The sequence below is a fragment of the Goodfellowiella coeruleoviolacea genome (assembly GCF_024171785.1).
Taxonomy (GTDB): domain Bacteria; phylum Actinomycetota; class Actinomycetes; order Mycobacteriales; family Pseudonocardiaceae; genus Goodfellowiella; species Goodfellowiella coeruleoviolacea.
In genome coordinates this window covers 1-17,857 of sequence record NZ_JAMTCK010000005.1, presented here as the reverse complement: position 1 = coordinate 17,857, position 17,857 = coordinate 1, and the positions used below count along the sequence as shown (strand labels likewise).

Here is a 17,857-nt window from a genome sequence, read left to right as displayed (position 1 = left end):
ACCAGGGCTGAAGCCACCAGGGGTGGACCAACCAGCGGCTGGACCAAGCAGGGGGTGGACCAAGCAGGGGCTGACCCCACCACGAGCTGAGTCAACCTCGGGCTGAGTCAACCTCGGGCTGGACCCCGCACGGGCCGCACCCAGCTCGTTGGCGCGCCCTGCTCCTCCTCTCCCCGCTCACCGCACACAGCCCGACCGGGGCGTTGTGCCCACGGCCGGGCCGGGCCGATCCGCTCAAGGCCCGGCCCGACCGCTGGCGCGCGTGTCGGCACCGAGGTTGGGGTTGAGCGGGTCAGTCCAGGTCGTCGTGGCGCATCAGCTGCCGGCCGGCCTCGGTGATCGTGCCGGACAGCGACGGGTACACCGAGAACGTGTGCGCCAAGTGCTCGACGGTGAGCTGGTTCTGCACGGCCAGGGCGATCGGCAGGATCAGCTCACTCGCCGTGGGCGCCACCACCACACCGCCGATGACCACACCGGTGGCCGGGCGGCAGAACAGCTTCACAAAGCCGCGCCGCAGCCCCTCCATCTTGGACCGGGCATTGGTGGCCAGCGGCAGCATGATCGTCCGCGCCGGCACCTCCCCGGAGTCGATGGCCTGCTGGCTGATCCCCACGTTGGCGATCTCGGGGTTGGTGAACACGTTGGAGGCCACGGTCTTCAGCCGGATCGGGTTCACGCCCTCGCCGAGCGCGTGCCACATGGCGATCCGGCCCTGCATGCCGGCGACCGAGGCGAGCATCAGCACGCCGGTGCAGTCGCCCGCCGCGTACACCCCGGACACCGATGTCCTGGACACCCGGTCGACCGGGATGAACCCGCCAGGACCGGTCTCGATGCCCACGGTCTCCAGGCCGATGTCGGCGGTGTTGGGCACCGAGCCGACCGTCATCAGGGCGTGGCTGGCCTCGATGGTGCGGCCGTCCTGCAGACGCACCAGCACGCCGTCGGGCAGCCGCTCGACCCGCTCGGCCCGGCCGTACTTGACCACGGTCGTGCCGCGCTCGGCGAACACGTCCTCCAGCACCGCGGCCGCGTCCGCGTCCTCGTGCGGCAGCACCCGGTCCCGGCTGGACACCACGGTGACCTTCACGCCCATCTCCGTGTACGCCGAGGCGAACTCGGCGCCGGTCACCCCGGAACCGATCACCACCAGGTGGGAGGGCAGCTCGGGCAGGTCGTAGATCTGCCGCCAGTTCAGGATGCGCTCGCCGTCCGGCTCCGCACCGGGCACGACCCGGGGTGTGGCGCCGGTGGCGATGAGCACCACGTCGGCGGGCAACGTCTCATGGCCACCGTCGGGTGTGGTCACCGAGATGCGGTGCTGGGCCAGCCCGGGAGACTCGTCGCAGAACCTGGCGTGGCCGGTGATCAGCCGGACGCCGGCCCGCTCCAGCCGCGCCCTGGTGTCGGCCGACTGGGCCAGGGCCAAGCCCTTCACCCGGCTGTGCACCACGGAGAGGTCAACCGACGCGTCCGAGGTGTCGGTGCGGATGCCCAACTCACCGGAGCGGTGAAAGGCCGACCGAGCGCCCGCCGACGCGATGAACGTCTTCGAGGGCACGCAGTCGTAGAGCACGCACGCTCCACCGATCCCGTCGCGTTCCACGATCGTCACGTCAGCGCCGTGCTGGGCCGCGACCAGTGCCGACTCCCATCCCGCTGGGCCGCCGCCCATGATCACGATCCGGGTCACCACATCCTCCTCCTGTGCTCGCGGTCCCGACGGTGCCCGCGCGCCAACCGTACGCGTTCCAGTTTTCGCCCTGCTCGGTGGCACAGCCGCGCCCCAACGCCCAGGCGTGGCCGGACGGCCGTTCACCCGGTCGCTACCCTGTCCTCGTGCCGCTCTACGCCGCGTACGGGTCCAATATGGATCCGGGCCAAATGATGGAGCGAGCCCCGTTCTCGCCGATGGCGGGAACCGGCTGGCTCGACGGCTGGCGCCTGACCTTCGGTGGTGAGGACCTGGGTTGGGAAGGCGCGTTGGCCACGATTGTCGAGGACCCGACCTCACAGGTCTTCACGGTCCTCTACGACGTGAGCCCGGCCGACGAGTCGCGGCTGGACCGCTGGGAAGGCGCGCTCGGGCTGTACAAGAAGATCAAGTTGCGGGTGCAGACCCTGGAGGGCTCTGTGGTCGCCTGGCTGTACGTGCTGGACGCCTACGAGGGTGGCCTGCCGTCGGCCCGCTACCTCGGGGTCGTCGCCGATGCCGCCGAAGCCGCCGGCGCCCCCGACGACTACGTCGCCGACCTGCGCACCCGACCGTGTCGCAGCATCGGCTCGTGATCCGCCCGACCCCACGCCGAACCCCACCCGGCCCGGTTCGCGCCAACCCGGCGTAACCCAGCCCAGCGCAGTCCACCCCGACGCAGTCCAACCCAACCGGGCGCAGCCCAACCCGGCGCAGCCCAACCCAATCCGACGCAGCCCGGACCAACCCGGCCCGGGGCCAGAACGACCCGGGGCCAGAACGACCCGCCCCGCGCCGTCCCTGCTGGACCGAGCCCCGAACCCCGACCTGGTCCGTCCCACCTGGACCGGACTCGAATCCGACCGGGTCCACGGCCAGCGCGCCCCGGCCGCCTCAGATCGACCCCAACCCGATCCTGAACCGCCCGAACCCGCCCTGAGCAGGTGACGGATCGCCGCGGGCCGAGCCTGAGCCCCGATCCGCCCCGCACCGGGCCCGAGCAGCCACTCGGGATCGCGCCCGAGCCAGGCAGCGGGATACCAGCGCCCAACTCGAAGCCCGTCGCCCGAGGGCCGCCCCTGCGCACTCGGCCGGTCCGTCCACGCTGGCACGAAAACCAGCGGGTTGGGGCGCACCGCCGGGGCGCGACAGCACCGCGGTGCTCATGCCGCCACCACCCCCCACTGCCCGGCGAAGGCCATGCGCAGCCGTTCGAACAACCACGTCGGGTTGCGCAGGTCCTCGTGGGTCACCCGGATCACGGTCCACCCGCGCCGCCCCAGATCGGCGTCGCGCGCCCGATCCCGCTCCTGCCGGCCGGCGTGCGCGGCATACCCGTCGTACTCCAGGGCGATCCGAACCGCTGGCCAGGCGAAGTCCAGCCGGTACAGCGTGCGCCCGTTGAGGTCGCGCACCTCGTGTTGCGGTGTGGGCACGGGAAAGCCCTCGTCCACCACCTTGAGCAGCAGCCGGCTCTCCCACGGCGACTCGGGCAGGCCGGTGGCCAGGTCGAGCAGGAACCGCCCCCGGCGGCGGCCACGAGGATCCGCGCGAACGGTGAGCTGGTGGTCGATCTCGGCGCGCAACTCGCCCCGCAGGTGCGGCGCGACCGAACCCAGGGCCTGGTCGGCACAGGCCAACGCGGTTGATCGGGAGGTCGTGCACAGCAGTTGCGCGATCACCGCGTCCAGGCCGAGCACCCGGAGTTCGGACAGCTCCACCACGTCGCTCTCCTGGTACTGGCCGTAGTGCACGGTCAGCCCTGGTCGGGACGGGAGGTGCTGGTCGTAGCCGACCATGACGTGGATGGAGCCGGGGTCCGCCGCCGAACAGCCGTACAACAGGGCGGCGGTGTGGCTGGTCAGCACGGCTCTGGGGCCGGCGTGCAGCAGGGCTGCGGCCGCCCGGGTGGGCAGGTCCAGCAGTCGTCGTCGGTCCACCAGGACAATGCGGGAAAAGGCCACCAGCCGGCCCTCCTCAACGGCCTTGCGAATCGCGTGCCGGCCGAGCAGTGCCTCGATTTCGTCACGTCGGTGGGCGCCGTGAAAACCATCGGGAAGCGTCGTCATGCCATCGAGGATGCGCAATCACGGCATCCGACAACAGCAGCATTGTTTTTCCTGTGGATAACGCGCGTGCCTGTGGATAACTCCATAACTCACATGGGTGACTGCCTTGACAAAGGGTGTGCCGATTGTGGCGGCATGTCGGAAAATTGCTGTTGTGGCTGGTTGTGTGGGGTGTGACAGAAGGCGCGCGGCGACGGGCTCACCCATTTGGGCCTGCGTGAAAAGTCAACTCGCGGGGTTTGCAAAGTCGACTCGCGGAATGGTCAGGTGGTGGCGCGCACGGCGTCGGCGAGAAGTTCGGAGAGGTGCTGGTCGAGGCGGCGCAGATCAACCGGGGACATGGTGCTCCACGGCTCGGTACCGGCGTTGGCGCGCCGCATCTGCACATACCGGCCCCGGGGCGTGTCGAAGAACGACACCACCCGGTCCGCCCGCACCCGGCGGCCGTACCGGTCGCGGGCGGCCGCGCCGAACTGGCCTCGGTTGCCGGCGTCCTCGATCATCCTGGCCAGCGTGCGGGCGTCGTCCTCGCGCACGCCACGGCCGCGCAGCGCCGTCTCCAGTTCCTCGGGGGTGGTCGCGGTGGCCGCGGCGGCGTCCAGGTCGGCGCTGGGCAGGGTGACCGAGTGCCCGGTGCCGGCGGGCGCCGAGGGCAGCACGGACAGCGCCTCGCGGGGCAGGCCCTCGCTGGAGGCGGGGCGCAGGGTGAGCTGGTCGTTGTCCAACACCGCGAGCACCGCGGACTGGCCCTTGGCGGCGGCTAACACCCGGATGCTGCGCCCCAGCCAGACCCGGCCGTCCACCTCCTGCTGCGGCCGGTTGAGCAGGTGCAGCAGGTCTTCCAGCACCGGGTCCAGCGACACCGGCCGGCCCAGCCCGCGGCGTTCCAGATCAGCCCACACCCGCCTGGTCAGCTCGGCGCGTTCCTGGTGGGTCTTGCCCGGCGAGGGAACCTTCAACACCAGCGGCATCACGTCCAGCCGCAGGTGCTCCCACAGCACGTCGAACTCAAGAGCCGAAATGGTGACCGGCTCCCGAACGTCGCTGAGGCCGAGGTCCAAACCGAACACTGTCATCGCTGGAATGGCTCTTTCTGGTCACTGCTCACTGATCCGGCCACGGCCGCCGGTCACAGGCTCCCGCCTATCACCGGCGAGGAAACCCGGTCGCCACCGCCGAAGACGTCTTCGGTCTCCACGAGGAAGTCCAGCCCGACGTGCTCGGCGTCCTCCTCCTCGCGGTAGCGCCCCCTGGCGCCGAACAGGCCGAACGGGTCGCGCCCCGCACCGGGGCCCGTCCCGTGCGGACGGCGCTGGTTGCCTGCCTGCGGACCGAAGGTACTCGCCGAGTACTGGTTTCCGGAATCAGGACCGACCCGATCGGTGTGGTGCACGACCACGGCCGACACCTGGGTCGGAATGGACGGTGCCGCCGAACTCGTGGCGGTGGCGTCCGAGACCGGTGCGGCCGGGGGCGCCGGTGCCGGGGCGGTGGCGGGTTCGGGCGCGGGCGCGGGCGCCGGCTCCGGCCTGGGGTTCGCCGCGTCGGCCGGTGCGGGCGGTGCCGGCGCGTGTGCCGGCGTGGGCAGCGGCTCACCAGCCAGCCGGCTGAGGATCCCGCTGAACGGGCCCCGCCCCTGGCTGGGGATGTTGACCTGCTGTTGCGGCGAACCGGCTCCGCCGCGGCCCGACGCCGACTCGGCCGGCTCGCTCAGCGACGGGGCGGTGCTGCCGCCGGTGCCGCCCTGGCTGGCGCCGCTGGGCTGGCTCGGCTGGCCACCGGGCTGACCGGTGGGCTGGCCAGTGGGTCGGGCCGGGCCGCCGGGCCCGGTCGGGCCGGGTCGGGCGCTGCGCACGGACGCGGCCGGGTGCTTCACGCCGGGCGCCACCGCCCGGTCCGGGCCGCTGGTGCCCAGGCCGCCGCGCCGGTTGCCGGCGGAGGACTGCCGGTCCAGTGGGGACGGCACGTGCAGGACCGGGCCGGGCAGCGGAGCGGACTCGGTGCTCGGCGCTGGCGTGGGCGCGGACTTGACCACCACCTCGGGCGGCGGCTGGAACTGGCCGAGCGTGGCCACATTGGACGTGGTGCTGGACTCGTAGGTCTGCATGACCTCGAAGGCCCGCTCCTCGGCCGCGTTGCGCGCCGCCTCCTGCCGCTCGTAGTCGGTCTGCCCGCCGAACAGGTGGGTGACCATGCTGGTCAGCGAGCCGGGCTGCTCAGCGGTGACCGCCACCGGCGGCGGCATGTCCGCCCTGGCCTTGCTCACGAAGTCGGCCTGCAGCTCGGTGGACGTGCGCATGACGTTGGCACCGGCCTGGGCGTCCTCGGCCCACCGGGCCAGCGGGGTGATCCCGGCGGTGGCGGCGTCGGCCGCCGCGCCCTCCCAGGTCGCTCCCGCGCTGGCCACCCCGGCCTGCAGTTCGGCGGTGATCTCGGCCAGCGTGGACGACATCCGGTTCCACCGCTCTGTGGAGATGTGCGAGGCCGACGGACCAGGCCCGGCGTGCAGCTGCTCGTACAGCTCCTCGTGCGTGTATCCGCGCCAACGGTGTCCGCCGGTCATAGTGGTTGCCCCTTCGACTACGGGCGATTACGGGCTGGGTTTCGGCTCCCGCCGGAACAACGGTGCACACCGGCGAGCACGTCACGAGCGGGGATCAGCAGCCGCCCTGCTTGTTGAACGTGCCGGTGTTGTCACCCTCGACGGTGCGGTACTGGTACTCGACCTCGGTGAGCGCGTCCATGGCGGACTTGAGCTGCCGCTGGTAGCCCTCCAGGGCGGACAGGGCGGAGTCACCCGAGTCGATCGAGCGCTCGTTGAACCGCTCGGCCGCCTCGGAGCTGACCGGGTCGCCCGCCCACGGTCGGACCCTGATCTCGGTGATGGCCAACTCGATCTCCTTGTCGAGTTTGGTCAGAGCCGACGAAAAGGTCTTGCGCAGGTTGGGAATGGCGGTGGGATCGACCCGCAGGCTCTGCGAACGAGTGCCGGTCGAATCGGGAACCTGACCGGTTCCACCAATACCGCTGGGAGTCTGAAAGGGCATGACTGACCTCCCGAGGACGAACGCCGCTCGACACTCTAGCCACCGACCGTGACGAGGGGGAGTGGTTAGCGTGACATCCGCCCGTGTGGGTCATTTTTTGGTGGTGAGACTTGACACTGCGGCCTCGGCGACGCGCTGCGCGCCGAGACAGAGCTGATCACGTGGCGTGGGCGTGGCATTGCCGCCGTCGCGGAACAGCACGTCGAGGAACTGGCCCTCGGCAACGTCCACTTCGACGTTGCACGCGGTCTCCATCCCCGGGGTGCGGACCACCAGCGCGGGGTACTCGCCCACCATCGCCTCCCGCGCGTCCACCTGGGCGTTCTCGTCCAGCCAGACATCCACGCCCTGCACGGTGACCAGCGCCAGCCGGGCGACGTTGCCGCTGCCGGTGCCGCGGATCGTGCAGGCCTTGGCCTCGCCGAGGCTGCTGTCCACGTAGCCGGCCGGCTGGCCGTCCAGGTTGAGGGTGACGCGCTGGTCCTTGGTGAGGATCTTGCACGGGTCGAGTCGGTCCAGCGGGATGTCGCTGGGCCGGGGCGGCAGGGACGGGCGCGGCGTGGTGGTCGGGGTGGCCGGCGCCATGGACTCGGACTGCTGCGCCGTGGTCGCGGTGGACGTGCTGCAACCGAGCAGCAGGACCATGGCGGGGAACAGCAGGGCCGCCGTACCGGTGACGCTTCGCCGGTGGTTGCGCATGCCGCGTACGGTAGCGAAGCCAAGTCGCCTGGTAATCGCGTCGCCGACTGCGGTGGAGAACCGGCGACCACCCATTGCGGTCAGCGGTCTGGACCATTCGGCACCACTGGCGAACCGGGCTCACCCCCTGTCACAGCCGAACGCGTGGACCGGCCCCCGGGTGGCGTCGCGAACCAACCGGTCCGGCGACACGCGCGTGGATCGGCCGTTCCCGGCCAAGTCACCCGATCTTGCGATCAGGACAGGTCGCTGGTGAAGCCGTCGTACCGGTCGGCCAGTTCGTCCAACCAGGACCGCAACGCCGACGCCGGCCGGCCGTCCGGCGCGGTGGCCAGCTCCACCACCCAGTCGACGTCCTCGGCGTCGTCCTCGCCGGCCAGCATGTCGCGGTGGACGGTGCCGGGCCGCCAGCCGCGCGCCACCAGGTCCTCGGCCACCTGCCGGGCGTCGTCCCGATCGGACAGCACCAGCAGGACGGTGTCCCCGACCGGGCTGTCCGCGACGCCGTTGTCCGCGACGGCGTTGTCCGCGACCGGGCTGTCCACGACGGCGTTGTCCGCGACCGGGCTGTCCGCGAGTGCGGCGGTTGCGGGCAGGGCGTCGGCCTCAGTCATCGGTTCCACCCCCGGACGTGCTGCCCCGGCCCCGGCCGTCGCGGCGGCCTCGGCCCCGGCGACCGCGGTGGCGGGTGGCGCCCGAGCCGAAGTTCCGGCCGGCCACGCTGACCAGCACGACGGCCAGCACGATCAGCGGGACCGGGAGCCTGAGCACCGCGAGCGCGACGATCACCAGCACCGCGCCCGCGACCAGCGGCAGCACCGGCAGGGGGGAGCGGGCGCGGACCGGGCGCGCGGCCGCCGACGTGGCCGGCGGCACCGCGAAGTGCGGGCGCGGCTCGGGCAGGTCCGCGAACAGCGACAGCAGGTCACCCCGGGTGCGCGCCACGGCCGCGCTGGCCGAGCGCTCCCCGTACTCGTCGACGGTGAGCCGCCCGGCGCTCAGGTGCTCACCCAGCGCCTGGACGGCGTGCTCGCGCTCCTGGTCACCGATCCGGGTGTGCGGCGACGGCACATCACTCACGATGCGATGGTACGGGCCGGGCCGCGCCACCGGCCCGGGTCGCGGCGGCGACCACGGCCAGCGCGACCCGATCCGGCCGGTCGGGGGTCAGTCCTTGATCTCGCAGATCACCGTGCCCTGGCTGACCGTCGCGCCGGTGGCCGCGGTCAACCCGGTCACGGTGCCGGCCTTGTGCGCGGTCACCGGGTTCTCCATCTTCATCGCCTCCAGCACCACCACCAGGTCGCCGACCTCGACCTGCTGGCCGTCCTCGACCGCGACCTTGACGATGGTGCCCTGCATGGGGGCGGCCACGGCGTCACCCGAGGCCGTGGCGGTGCCCTTGCCGCCGGCCCGGCCGCGCGGCTTGGCCCTGGTCGCGCCGGCCGCGCCGCGGCCGCCGGTCGGGGCGACCGCGAACTCGGCGGGCAGCGACACCTCCAGCCGCCGGCCGCCGACCTCGACCACCACGGTCTGCCTGGCCGGCTCCGCGCCGGCCTCGGCGCCGTCGGAGAACGGCGGGATCGTGTTGTCGAACTCGGTCTCGATCCACCGGGTGTGCACGGCGAACTCCTCGGCGGAGGTGCCGGTGAACGCCGGGTCGCGCACGATGGCGCGGTGGAAGGGCAGCACCGTGGCCATGCCCTCGACCACCATCTCGTCCAGGGCGCGGCGCGCCCGCTCCAGCGCCTGGGTCCGGTTCTCACCGGTGACGATCAGCTTGGCCAGCAGCGAGTCGAACTGGCCGCCGATCACGCTGCCCGACTCCACGCCCGCGTCCACTCGCACGCCCGGGCCGGCCGGCGCCACGAACGTGGTGACCGTGCCCGGCGCGGGCAGGAAGTTGCGGCCGGCGTCCTCGCCGTTGATGCGGAACTCGATGGAGTGGCCGCGCGGCTCGGGGTCCTCGGTGAAGCGCAGCGGCTCGCCCGCGGCGATGCGGAACTGCTCGCGCACCAGGTCAAGGCCGGTGGTCTCCTCGCTGACCGGGTGCTCGACCTGCAACCGGGTGTTGACCTCCAGGAAGGAGATGGTGCCGTCGGTGCCGACGAGGAACTCCACCGTGCCGGCGCCGTGGTAGCCGGCCTCGGCGCAGATCGCCCTGGCGGCCCGGTGGATGGTGCGGCGCTGCTCGTCGGACAGGAACGGGGCGGGCGCCTCCTCGACCAGCTTCTGGTGCCGGCGCTGCAGCGAGCAGTCCCGGGTGCCGACCACGACCACGTTGCCGTGCTGGTCGGCGAGCACCTGCGCCTCGACGTGCCGGGGCCGGTCCAGGTAGCGCTCCACGAAGCACTCGCCCCGGCCGAACGCGGCCACGGCCTCGCGCACCGCGCTGTCGAACAGCTCGGGGATCTCCTCGACGGTCCTGGCCACCTTCAGGCCGCGGCCGCCGCCGCCGAACGCGGCCTTGATGGCCACGGGCAGGCCGTGCTCCTCGGCGAAGGCGATGATCTCCTCCGGCCCGGACACCGGCTCCTTGGTGCCGGGCACCAGCGGCGCGCCCGCCTTCATGGCGATGTGCCGCGCGGTCACCTTGTCCCCGAGGTCGCGGATGGCCTGCGGGGTGGGGCCGATCCAGGTCAGCCCGGCGTCGATGACCGCCTGGGCGAAGTCGGCGTTCTCGGACAGGAAGCCGTAGCCGGGGTGCACCGCGTCCGCGCCGGCCCTGGCCGCCACGTCGAGCAGCTTGTCGATGGACAGGTAGGTGTCGGCGGCGGTGGCCCCGTTCAGCGCGAACGCCTCGTCGGCCATGCGCACGAACGGCGCGTCCCTGTCGGGGTCGGCATACACGGCGACGCTGGTCAGACCGGCGTCCCGGCAGGCCCGGACCACCCGGACCGCGATCTCGCCCCGGTTGGCGACGAGTACCTTGCGCAACGTCGCCCTGTCCTGGTTGGTGGCCGGCTGCGGCACGCCCTACCTCCTTGTTGCGGCACGTACTCGCCTGCCGGCGAGCGCGGTGTGGGCCAGCGAGGGCGCCCGGTCCGGAGTGCCCCAGGTTGGAGTGCCCCGGCGTGGAGTCCCCGCTGCGGAATCCCCCGGTGGGGTTTCCCGTCAGCAAAGTCTGCCCCAGCGGAGTTTACGGAGTCCCCTGGGAGCGTGAACCGAGAGCACGGTCACGCCCTGATGGGTGATCGACACACTCGTCCAGGCAGACTCGGCACCGGCGGCGACGCGGGCAGCGCCGCCACCCGCGCAGGGGCAGCCGGGCAGAGCCGGCGGGAGGAGGGGAACGGTGACAGGCGGAGGCGGGCGGACACCGCGTTCGGTGGTGGTGCTGGCCTGGCTGGCGGCGGTGATCACGGTGGGGGCGCTGGTGGCCGCGGCCACGCTGCGCCCGGCCGGCGAGACCGACGAGGACGGCGGCCCGGTCACCGGCGCATCGACCCCGGCCACCGGCGCCGGCCTGCAGTGCGGCAGCCAGGCGTGCCAGTCGGTGGCCACCCAGCAGGTCGGGCAGGAGAGCGTGGAACTGCTCAGCGACCCAGCCGGCCGGATCGGCCGGGTGCGGGTCAGCGGGGCCGGCGCGCCCAGCGTGTTCGAGGCGACCATCACCCAGCTCGGCGCCCAGTTGACCGCCAACTCGCTGCAGTGCGCCACCGGGGTGAGCGCGGTGTGCCTGGTGCGCGGGACGAGCCCGTCCGGCGGCAGCGTCGGCGAGGTGCTGCTGGCCAAGGACGGGGCGTGGAGCAGGATCGACGTCCCCTACTACTCGGCCGGCTCCTACCTCGGTCTTGCCGACGTGAACCGGGACGGCGTGGCCGACGTGGTGTCGGTGCAGTACGACTGCGACTCGGCCGAGCTGACCGGCTGCCAGCGGGTGTTCCTGTGGGTGTTCGAGGCGACCGGCGACAACATCGGGTGCACGGCCACGGTCACCGGGGTGGAGCAGCTCGCGGGCTGGCCCAACCCGGCGCCGGAGATGGGGCAGCTGTACCCCTGCGTCACCTGACACGGGGGTACAGCTGACCGGCTCAGGCCTTGGCGCCGACCGGTTCGGTCGCGCGCGTCCCGGCCTCGGACCGATCCCCGGTGACGTCGGCCCGGTCCCCGGTGTCGGCGCCGTCGGTGTCCCCGCCCAGCAGCGGCGGGGCGCTGGGCGCGTTGAGCACGGCGTCGTCGAGCAGGCCCTCGCTGCGCGAGACCAGCACCGGCACCACGATCTGCCCGGCCACGTTGGTGGCGGTGCGCATCATGTCCAGGATCGGGTCGATGCCGTAGACCACGGCCACGCCCAGCGCGATGGTCTCCGGCGGCAGGTTCACCGCGCCCAGGGTCAGCGTCAGCATGGTGAACCAGCCGGTGGTGCCGGCGGTGGCCAGCGCGCCGAACACCGCGACCAGCACGATCACCACGTACTGCCACACGCTCAGCTCGACGCCGAACAGGTTGGCGATGAAGATCGTGGCCACCGCCGGGTACACCGCGGCGCACCCGTCCATCTTGGTGGTGGTGCCCAGCGGCACGGCGAAACCGGCGTAGGCGCGGTCCACGCCGAGGTTGACCGCGGTCTGCCGGGACAGCGGCAGGGTGGCCGAGGAGGACCGGGACACGAACGCGAACTGCAGCGCGGTCCACGCCTTGGCGAAGAACCGCAGCGGGCTGACCCTACCGACGAACCGCAGCAGCACCGGGTAGACCACCAGCAGCACCAGCAGGGTGCCCAGGTAGACCGCGACGATCAGGGACAGCAGCGGCCGGACGAAGCCGTTGCCGTAGGTGGCGAAGGCGTTGCCGATCAGGCCGAGCACGCCGATCGGGGCCAGCAGGATCACCCAGCTCAGGACCTTCTGCACCACGTCGAACACGGCCCGGTTGACCGCGACGAACGGCGCGGCCTTCGGGCCGAGGGCGTAGGCGGCCAGCCCGACCAGCAGCGCGACGAACACCACCTGGAGCACGTTGCCGTCGGCGAACGCGCTGAACAGGTTGTCCGGGACCACGCCCTCGACCAGCGCGCCCCACGAGCCCTGGGTGCGGGCGCTGAGCTTGTCCACGGTGGCCTGGGACGGGGTGATCCGCACGCCGCTGCCCGGGTGCAGCACCAGGCCGACGGCGATGCCGATGAGCACCGCGATCAGCGAGGTGATGGCGAACCACAGCACGGTCTTGCCGCCGAGCCGGGCCGCCTTCCGGGAGCCGCCCAGGTCCCGCAGGCTGGTGATGCCGACCACGATGGCCGTGAAGACCAGCGGGATCACCGCGAACTGCAGCAGGCTGGTGAACACGCTGCCGATGGTGTGCAGGGTGCTGGTCAGCCACTGCTGTTGCGCCTGTCTGGCCAGCAGGCCGAGTAACGCGCCGAGGACCAGGGCGACCAGCACGGTCAGGCCGAAGAACTTGGGCTTGGTGAAGCTGCGGACAACCGACATGGGGCACTCCGAACGGGCGAGTAGTTACCGAGGGTGACGGAAACGTGCTCAGTTCGGACAGATCGAACTCGCCTGACGTCGCAGGTCGACGTGCAGGCGTTCGGTGAAATGCCACTGGTTCAGCTCTGCCATGCCGAAGCCGATTAACCGTTTCGAGTGACTGCTTCTTCCCTGCTGTCACACAGTGTGTTCACAGTCACGTCGCAGCACAATCGGCCGTTCGCCGGCAGTCCGCGACCAGCCGCGGTCGCCTCGGTCCGCCGCTCAGTCCGCCGCCGGGGCGGTGCCGGCCGCCTGCCACAGGTCGACCACGCTCACCCCCACCTCGGCCAGCAGCCGGCGGGTCAGCGGCAGGCTGATGCCGATCACGCTGGACGGCACACCCGTCACCGAGTCGACGAACCAGCCGCCCAGCCCGTCCAGGGTGAAGCCGCCGGCCACCGCCAGCGGCTCGCCCGAGGCCAGGTAGGCGGCCAGTTCCCGCTCGTCGGGCCGGGCGAAGTGGACCACGGTGCTCTCCGTGCCACTGGTCTCCTGGACGAGCGCGCCACCGCGCAGGCGCAGCACCGCGTGCCCGGTGACCAGTTCGCCGGACCGGCCGGCCATGCCCTGCCAGCGGGCCCGGGCCCGGTCGACGGTGCCCGGCTTGCCCACCACCTCGCGGCCGTCCGGGCCCTCGATGGCCAGCATGGAGTCGCAGCCGACCACCACCGCGTCCGGGTGCTCGGCACTGATCTCCTCGGCCACCACCCTGGCCTTGGCCGTGGCCAGCGCGCTGACCAGGGTCGCCGGCTCGGGATCGGTCAGGGTGGCGGCCACCGCGTCCTCGTCGACGCCGGAGACCCGCACGATCGGTGCTACCCCGGCCGCGCGCAGCACAGCGAGGCGGGCGGGGGAAGCGGAGGCCAGGATCAAACGCACGAGCAGGCAGCTTAGGCCTCACCCGAGGACGCCCGCGCCACCCCGGTGGCCCGTGCCGCCCCAGTGCCTGGCGCCCCAGTGTCTGGCGCCGCCGCGGACGGGGTCGCCTCGGACAGGGCCGCCTCAGGCCCGGCCACCGCTGGAGCGGGCTGGTCGCCGCGTCGGCCACCACGCCGACCGCGCAGGCCGAGGCAGCACAGCGCGCCCAGCACCAGCACCCCCACCGGCAGCACCAGGGTGGCCTTGGCCGCGCTGGTCAGGCCCGCGTGCAGCGCGGTCTCGGCCAGCCGGGCCGCCTGGCCGGCCCACTCCGCCGGCAGCCCGGGCAGGTCGGGCACGTGCGGCGCGGTGAACTCCCCGGCCGAGGCCGCGGCCTGGCCGACACCGCTGACGAACGCGTCGCGCGCCGACTCGGGCAGCGCCGCGGCCGCGCGGCCGATCGCGTCCGGCACTGACACCGACAGCCTGGCCTGCAGCAGCACCCCGACGGCGGCGCTGCCCAGCACGCTGCCGACCTGGCGGGAGGTGTTGAACACCCCGGAGCCGGCACCGACCAGGCGGGGGTCGAGGCCGGTGGTGGCCATGGTGGCCAGCGGGGAGAACACCCCGGCCATGCCCACCCCGCAGACCAGCATGGCGGGCACCAGGGTGACCGGGTTGGTGGCCACGTCCACCTGCCAGGCCAGCACGGCCAGGCCGGCGGCGAACAGCAGGAAGCCCCCGGCTGCCAGGAACCTGCCGCCCAGCCGGTCGGCCAGCCGGCCGACGAACGGCGCGACCAGGCCCTGGGCCAGCGACATGGGCGCGCTGATCACCCCGGCCAGCAGCGGCGAGTAGCCCAGGGCCGACTGCAGGTAGAGCATCAACGGCACGAACACCCCGCCCATGGTGCAGCCCAGGGCCAGGTTGGCCAGGTTGACCAGGGAGAAGTCCCGGCTGGCGAACAGCCGCAGCGGCAGCAGCGGCTCGGCCCGGTTGACCGCCTGCCAGACCACGAACCCGACCAGCAGCACCAGCCCGAGCACGATGATCCCGGTGATGGTGACGCCGCCGGTCACCGTGGACCAGTGGTAGTGCTGGCCGTTCTGCAGACCGAACACCAGCGCGAGCAGGCCGGCGCAGCTGAGCAGCACGCCCAGCAGGTCGAAGCGGTGGCCGTGGCCGGGCCGCCAGTCCGGCACCAGCACCACGGTCAGGACCATGCTGACCACGCCGATCGGCAGGTTGATGAAGAAGATCCACTCCCAGCCCAGGGTCTGCACCAGCAGGCCGCCCAGCAGCGGGCCGGAGATGGTGGCCACGCCGATCACCGAGCCCCACACGCCCATGGCCGCGCCCCGCCGACCGGCCGGGAACAGGTGGGTGATCAGCGCCATGGTCTGCGGCATCAGCAGGGCCGCGCCCAGCCCCTGCACCGCCCGCGCGGCCACCAGCGAACTCACCCCGCCGGCCAGGCCGCACCACAGCGAGGCCAGGGTGAACACGGCCAGGCCGACCAGGAACACCCGCCTCGGCCCGAACCGGTCCCCGAGCCGGCCGGCGACCAGCAGCGGCACCGCGAACGCGAGCAGGTAGCCGCTGTTGACCCAGATGACCTCGTTGAGACTGGCCGGCAGGCCGGTCAGCATGGCCGGCACGGCCACGTTCACGATCGTGCTGTCCAGCACGATCATGGAGTAGCCGAGGCACAGCGTGACCAGCGCGGCCCACGGGTTGACCGGGCGCGCGCTCACCCGGCGGCCTCGCCGGTGGACCGCGCGCCGCCGCGTCCGCCCCGGCGGCGGCCCTGGGCGCTGGCGTTGTCGGCGTCGGTGTCAGTGCCGGTGTCGGTGTCGGTGTCGGTGCCGGCGTTGGTGCCGCGCTGGTCCGCGCCACCGGGCAGCACGGTCAGGCCGCCCTCGCCGCCGGGCTCGTCCGCGCCGGGCCAGCTGATTTCGCCGCTGGTCAGCTGCGCGATGAGGTCGTTGACGAAGCGCAGTTCCGCCTCGACCAGGGCCGCGCTGTAGCGGATGTTGACCCAGTACAGCGGGTGCAGCCGCTGCTTGGTCAGCCGGTCGATGATCACCGGCTTGGCCGCCAGGGTCGACTCCAGCGCGATGCTGCGCCGCCGCAGTTGGCGCAGGGCGTCCTCGCGGTCCAGGGTGTGCAGGTAGGCCACGGCCATGGCGAACTCGGGGTACTCGGTCGCCGGCTTGCCCACCATGTCGCGCAGCCGTTCGGCGAAGGCGTCCCGACCGGCGTCGGTGAGCCGGTAGGTGGTGCGCTCCGGGCGCCGGCCCTCCCGGCTGGTCTCCACCACCTCGATCAGTCCGGTCCGGTTCAGCTTCTCCACCGCGTGGTAGAGCGAGCCGACCGTCATCTTGGTCAACCGCTCGGCCTCCCGGTCCCGCAGTTGCTGCTGGATCTCGTAGGGGTGCCTCGGTCCCTCGTGCAGCAGTTCGAGCACGGCCAGCGCGAGCGGGGACAACGCGCCCCTCGGGGTGTTCACCACCGTTGCTCCTCATCGACTGTTCCAGATTAATTGTTCCAACTGGAGTATATGGGCGTGGTGGAATCCCCGGTCAAGACCTGCCGGACGCGGCGGGGTGGCGGGCCGGATCGCGTAGAACTACCGATGGCGCGCCCCCGCGGATTCGGCAAGCTCTTGTCGTGGAACGGAAGGCACTGGTCGAACCGCGCGCACCGCGCGGGCCGCGGCGGCGGCGCTTGCGGCTCGCGCTCGGCGTGGTGGGGGCGCTGGTCGCCGTGACCCTGGTCGGTGTGGTGCTCAGAGCCGACCCGGTGGGCTACGGGACCGTGTTCTGGCCGGTGGCCACCGCATACGACCAGGACGAGGCCCGGGTGATGGCCGACATCAAGGCCGCCGCGCACGCCGAGGCCAGTGCCCGCAACGACCTCTCCGGCGTGCCGGACACCGTGCGCGAGCTGGGCTACGCCGTGACGGACGTGCGCGTGGACCGGCCCACCAGTGTCGAGGGCAGCCTGCTCATGCGGGTGCACCTGGTGGTCGGTGACGGGCAGCCGGGCCACCCGGGCGAGGTGCGCTGCCGCGAGGTGCTGGTGACCGGCAGCAGCGGCCTGGAGATCAGCAGCCGCCGGGTGGACTGCTAGCGCTGGTAGCCGGTGCCGTCGGCAGGGGGACGGCACCCGCCGTGGTCGGTGGGGGGACGACTGCGGCCGTGGTTGGCAGGGGGACGGCTCCCGCCGTGGTTGGCAGGGGGACGGCTCCCGCCGTGGTCGGTGGGGGGATGGCTCCGGCCGTGGTCGGTGGGGGGATGGCTCCGGCCGTGGTTGGCAGGGGGACGGCTCCGGCCGTGGTCAGGGGGCGGACGGCTCTGGCCGTGGTCAGCGGGGCAGGGCCGAGCCGCGCCAGGCGTTGGGGCCGGGGGCGAGCGGCCGGCGGAGCAGCGCGGCCCGGTCGGCCCACAGCGACAGGGTGGCCGGCGGCGCGGACGCGGGCGCCGGCGCGGCGGCCAGAGTGGCGACGACTGCGGTCAGCGCGGCGAGTTCGACGTCGTCGGGCGCACCCCGCACCACCCGCAGCAGCGGACGGGCCGGCGTCTCGGCGCTGTGCTCGGTCATGCGGCTCCCTTTCCCCGACCTCACTGCGAACCCCTGGGGCACACCCCCGCCCTCTGAACTGCTCCCCGGGAGTTGGACTGGCTAATTGAAGGCTAGTTGGTGAGGGCTTGGGCCCGGTATTCGGCCGGGCTCAGGCCCTGCAACGTGGTGGAGATGCGGGTGGTGTTGTACCAGTCGATGTAGTCGTCGAGGGCGTGGGTGAAGTCCTGGACGCTGTCGAAGTGGTCATGATGGAAGAGTTCTTCCTTGAGGTGGCCGAAGAAGTTCTCGGCCATGGAGTTGTCCAGACAGGTGGCTCGGCGCGACATCGACTGGGTCAGACCCGCACCGGCCAGGAGCGCGCGCCAGGACCTGTGCTGGTACTGGAATCCTTGATCGGAGTGCACCAGCGGGTTCTGCTCGGGCCCGAGC

General features: G+C 72.4%; 19 protein-coding genes. 3 read left to right on the top strand and 16 right to left on the bottom strand.

Annotation, left to right across the window (positions count from 1 at the left end; translation table 11 throughout):
• Nucleotides 1-292: 292 nt before the first annotated feature.
• Nucleotides 293-1,696 carry an NAD(P)H-quinone dehydrogenase gene (locus tag LX83_RS11530; protein WP_253770263.1) on the bottom strand — a complete coding sequence of 468 codons (1,404 nt, stop codon included), beginning with the start codon at nt 1,694-1,696 and terminating at the stop codon, nt 293-295.
• A gap of 146 nt (nt 1,697-1,842) precedes the next feature.
• On the opposite strand from LX83_RS11530, the gene LX83_RS11525 reads away from it, so the two are divergent.
• Nucleotides 1,843-2,292: a gamma-glutamylcyclotransferase family protein gene (locus LX83_RS11525; RefSeq protein ID WP_253770261.1), complete on the top strand. Its 450-nt coding sequence runs from the start codon at nt 1,843-1,845 to the stop codon at nt 2,290-2,292.
• 567 nt (nt 2,293-2,859) lie between these two features.
• On the opposite strand, the gene LX83_RS11520 is transcribed toward LX83_RS11525, so the two are convergent.
• From LX83_RS11520 to LX83_RS11485, 8 genes are all read right to left on the bottom strand, one after another.
• On the bottom strand, nt 2,860-3,765 hold the full coding sequence (locus LX83_RS11520) for an endonuclease domain-containing protein (protein WP_253770259.1): 906 nt from the start codon (nt 3,763-3,765) through the stop codon (nt 2,860-2,862).
• A 263-nt stretch (nt 3,766-4,028) separates the two neighbouring features.
• On the bottom strand, nt 4,029-4,841 hold the full coding sequence (locus tag LX83_RS11515) for an ESX secretion-associated protein EspG (RefSeq protein WP_253770258.1): 813 nt from the start codon (nt 4,839-4,841) through the stop codon (nt 4,029-4,031).
• Between the two features lie 53 nt (nt 4,842-4,894).
• A complete protein-coding gene (locus tag LX83_RS11510) occupies nt 4,895-6,328 on the bottom strand; it encodes a PPE domain-containing protein (protein WP_253770255.1) in 1,434 nt (477 codons plus the stop codon).
• 94 nt (nt 6,329-6,422) lie between these two features.
• Nucleotides 6,423-6,812, bottom strand: a complete 390-nt coding sequence (locus LX83_RS11505; protein ID WP_253770254.1) for a transcriptional regulator — start codon at nt 6,810-6,812, stop codon at nt 6,423-6,425.
• Nucleotides 6,813-6,902: 90 nt separating this feature from the next.
• A complete protein-coding gene (locus LX83_RS11500; protein ID WP_253770252.1) occupies nt 6,903-7,511 on the bottom strand; it encodes a DUF3558 domain-containing protein in 609 nt (202 codons plus the stop codon).
• 236 nt (nt 7,512-7,747) lie between these two features.
• Nucleotides 7,748-8,125 (bottom strand): hypothetical protein, encoded by a 378-nt coding sequence (locus LX83_RS11495; protein WP_253770250.1) that lies wholly within the window; start codon nt 8,123-8,125, stop codon nt 7,748-7,750.
• Entirely contained in the window at nt 8,118-8,591 is a 474-nt protein-coding gene (locus tag LX83_RS11490) for a DUF1707 SHOCT-like domain-containing protein (RefSeq protein ID WP_253770248.1), read from the bottom strand. Before LX83_RS11490 ends, LX83_RS11495 begins: the two co-directional genes overlap by 8 nt.
• 87 nt (nt 8,592-8,678) lie before the next feature.
• Complete coding sequence (locus LX83_RS11485; RefSeq protein ID WP_253770246.1) at nt 8,679-10,484, bottom strand: acetyl/propionyl/methylcrotonyl-CoA carboxylase subunit alpha; 1,806 nt, start codon at nt 10,482-10,484, stop codon at nt 8,679-8,681.
• 322 nt (nt 10,485-10,806) lie between these two features.
• Between LX83_RS11485 and LX83_RS11480 the strand changes: the two genes are divergently transcribed.
• Nucleotides 10,807-11,523: a hypothetical protein gene (locus LX83_RS11480; protein ID WP_253770244.1), complete on the top strand. Its 717-nt coding sequence runs from the start codon at nt 10,807-10,809 to the stop codon at nt 11,521-11,523.
• 22 nt (nt 11,524-11,545) lie between these two features.
• On the opposite strand, the gene LX83_RS11475 is transcribed toward LX83_RS11480, so the two are convergent.
• The 5 genes from LX83_RS11475 to LX83_RS11460 all read right to left on the bottom strand — a co-directional run bounded on the left by LX83_RS11475 (nt 11,546) and on the right by LX83_RS11460 (nt 16,352).
• A complete protein-coding gene (locus LX83_RS11475; RefSeq protein ID WP_253770242.1) occupies nt 11,546-12,943 on the bottom strand; it encodes a dicarboxylate/amino acid:cation symporter in 1,398 nt (465 codons plus the stop codon).
• A gap of 48 nt (nt 12,944-12,991) precedes the next feature.
• Nucleotides 12,992-13,075 (bottom strand): putative leader peptide, encoded by an 84-nt coding sequence (locus LX83_RS38665; RefSeq protein WP_407649549.1) that lies wholly within the window; start codon nt 13,073-13,075, stop codon nt 12,992-12,994.
• Between the two features lie 132 nt (nt 13,076-13,207).
• A complete protein-coding gene (locus LX83_RS11470) occupies nt 13,208-13,864 on the bottom strand; it encodes a Maf family protein (RefSeq protein WP_253770240.1) in 657 nt (218 codons plus the stop codon).
• 11 nt (nt 13,865-13,875) lie between these two features.
• On the bottom strand, nt 13,876-15,597 hold the full coding sequence (locus LX83_RS11465; protein WP_308203955.1) for a DHA2 family efflux MFS transporter permease subunit: 1,722 nt from the start codon (nt 15,595-15,597) through the stop codon (nt 13,876-13,878).
• On the bottom strand, nt 15,594-16,352 hold the full coding sequence (locus LX83_RS11460) for a helix-turn-helix transcriptional regulator (protein ID WP_253770238.1): 759 nt from the start codon (nt 16,350-16,352) through the stop codon (nt 15,594-15,596). The genes LX83_RS11465 and LX83_RS11460 overlap by 4 nt, the downstream gene beginning before the upstream one ends.
• A gap of 161 nt (nt 16,353-16,513) precedes the next feature.
• Between LX83_RS11460 and LX83_RS11455 the strand changes: the two genes are divergently transcribed.
• The gene (locus LX83_RS11455) at nt 16,514-16,975 is read left to right on the top strand and encodes a hypothetical protein (RefSeq protein WP_253770236.1); all 462 of its coding nucleotides are present in this window, start codon (nt 16,514-16,516) and stop codon (nt 16,973-16,975) included.
• Between the two features lie 234 nt (nt 16,976-17,209).
• On the opposite strand, the gene LX83_RS11445 is transcribed toward LX83_RS11455, so the two are convergent.
• A complete protein-coding gene (locus LX83_RS11445; protein WP_253770234.1) occupies nt 17,210-17,446 on the bottom strand; it encodes an acyl-CoA carboxylase subunit epsilon in 237 nt (78 codons plus the stop codon).
• A 92-nt stretch (nt 17,447-17,538) separates the two neighbouring features.
• Nucleotides 17,539-17,857 (bottom strand): IS3 family transposase (locus LX83_RS11440; RefSeq protein WP_253770232.1); only part of this gene is annotated, 319 nt, incomplete at its 5' end.

Excerpts from the sequence above, each read along its gene's own strand:
- LX83_RS11520 (WP_253770259.1), bottom strand. The coding sequence starts at position 3,765 with ATGACGACGCTTCCCGATGGTTTTCACGGCGCCCACCGACGTGACGAA.
- LX83_RS11515 (WP_253770258.1), bottom strand. The coding sequence starts at position 4,841 with ATGACAGTGTTCGGTTTGGACCTCGGCCTCAGCGACGTTCGGGAGCCG.
- LX83_RS11510 (WP_253770255.1), bottom strand. The coding sequence starts at position 6,328 with ATGACCGGCGGACACCGTTGGCGCGGATACACGCACGAGGAGCTGTAC.
- LX83_RS11505 (WP_253770254.1), bottom strand. The coding sequence starts at position 6,812 with ATGCCCTTTCAGACTCCCAGCGGTATTGGTGGAACCGGTCAGGTTCCC.
- LX83_RS11500 (WP_253770252.1), bottom strand. The coding sequence starts at position 7,511 with ATGCGCAACCACCGGCGAAGCGTCACCGGTACGGCGGCCCTGCTGTTC.
- LX83_RS11495 (WP_253770250.1), bottom strand. The coding sequence starts at position 8,125 with ATGACTGAGGCCGACGCCCTGCCCGCAACCGCCGCACTCGCGGACAGC.
- LX83_RS11475 (WP_253770242.1), bottom strand. The coding sequence starts at position 12,943 with ATGTCGGTTGTCCGCAGCTTCACCAAGCCCAAGTTCTTCGGCCTGACC.
- LX83_RS38665 (WP_407649549.1), bottom strand. The coding sequence starts at position 13,075 with ATGGCAGAGCTGAACCAGTGGCATTTCACCGAACGCCTGCACGTCGAC.
- LX83_RS11445 (WP_253770234.1), bottom strand. The coding sequence starts at position 17,446 with ATGACCGAGCACAGCGCCGAGACGCCGGCCCGTCCGCTGCTGCGGGTG.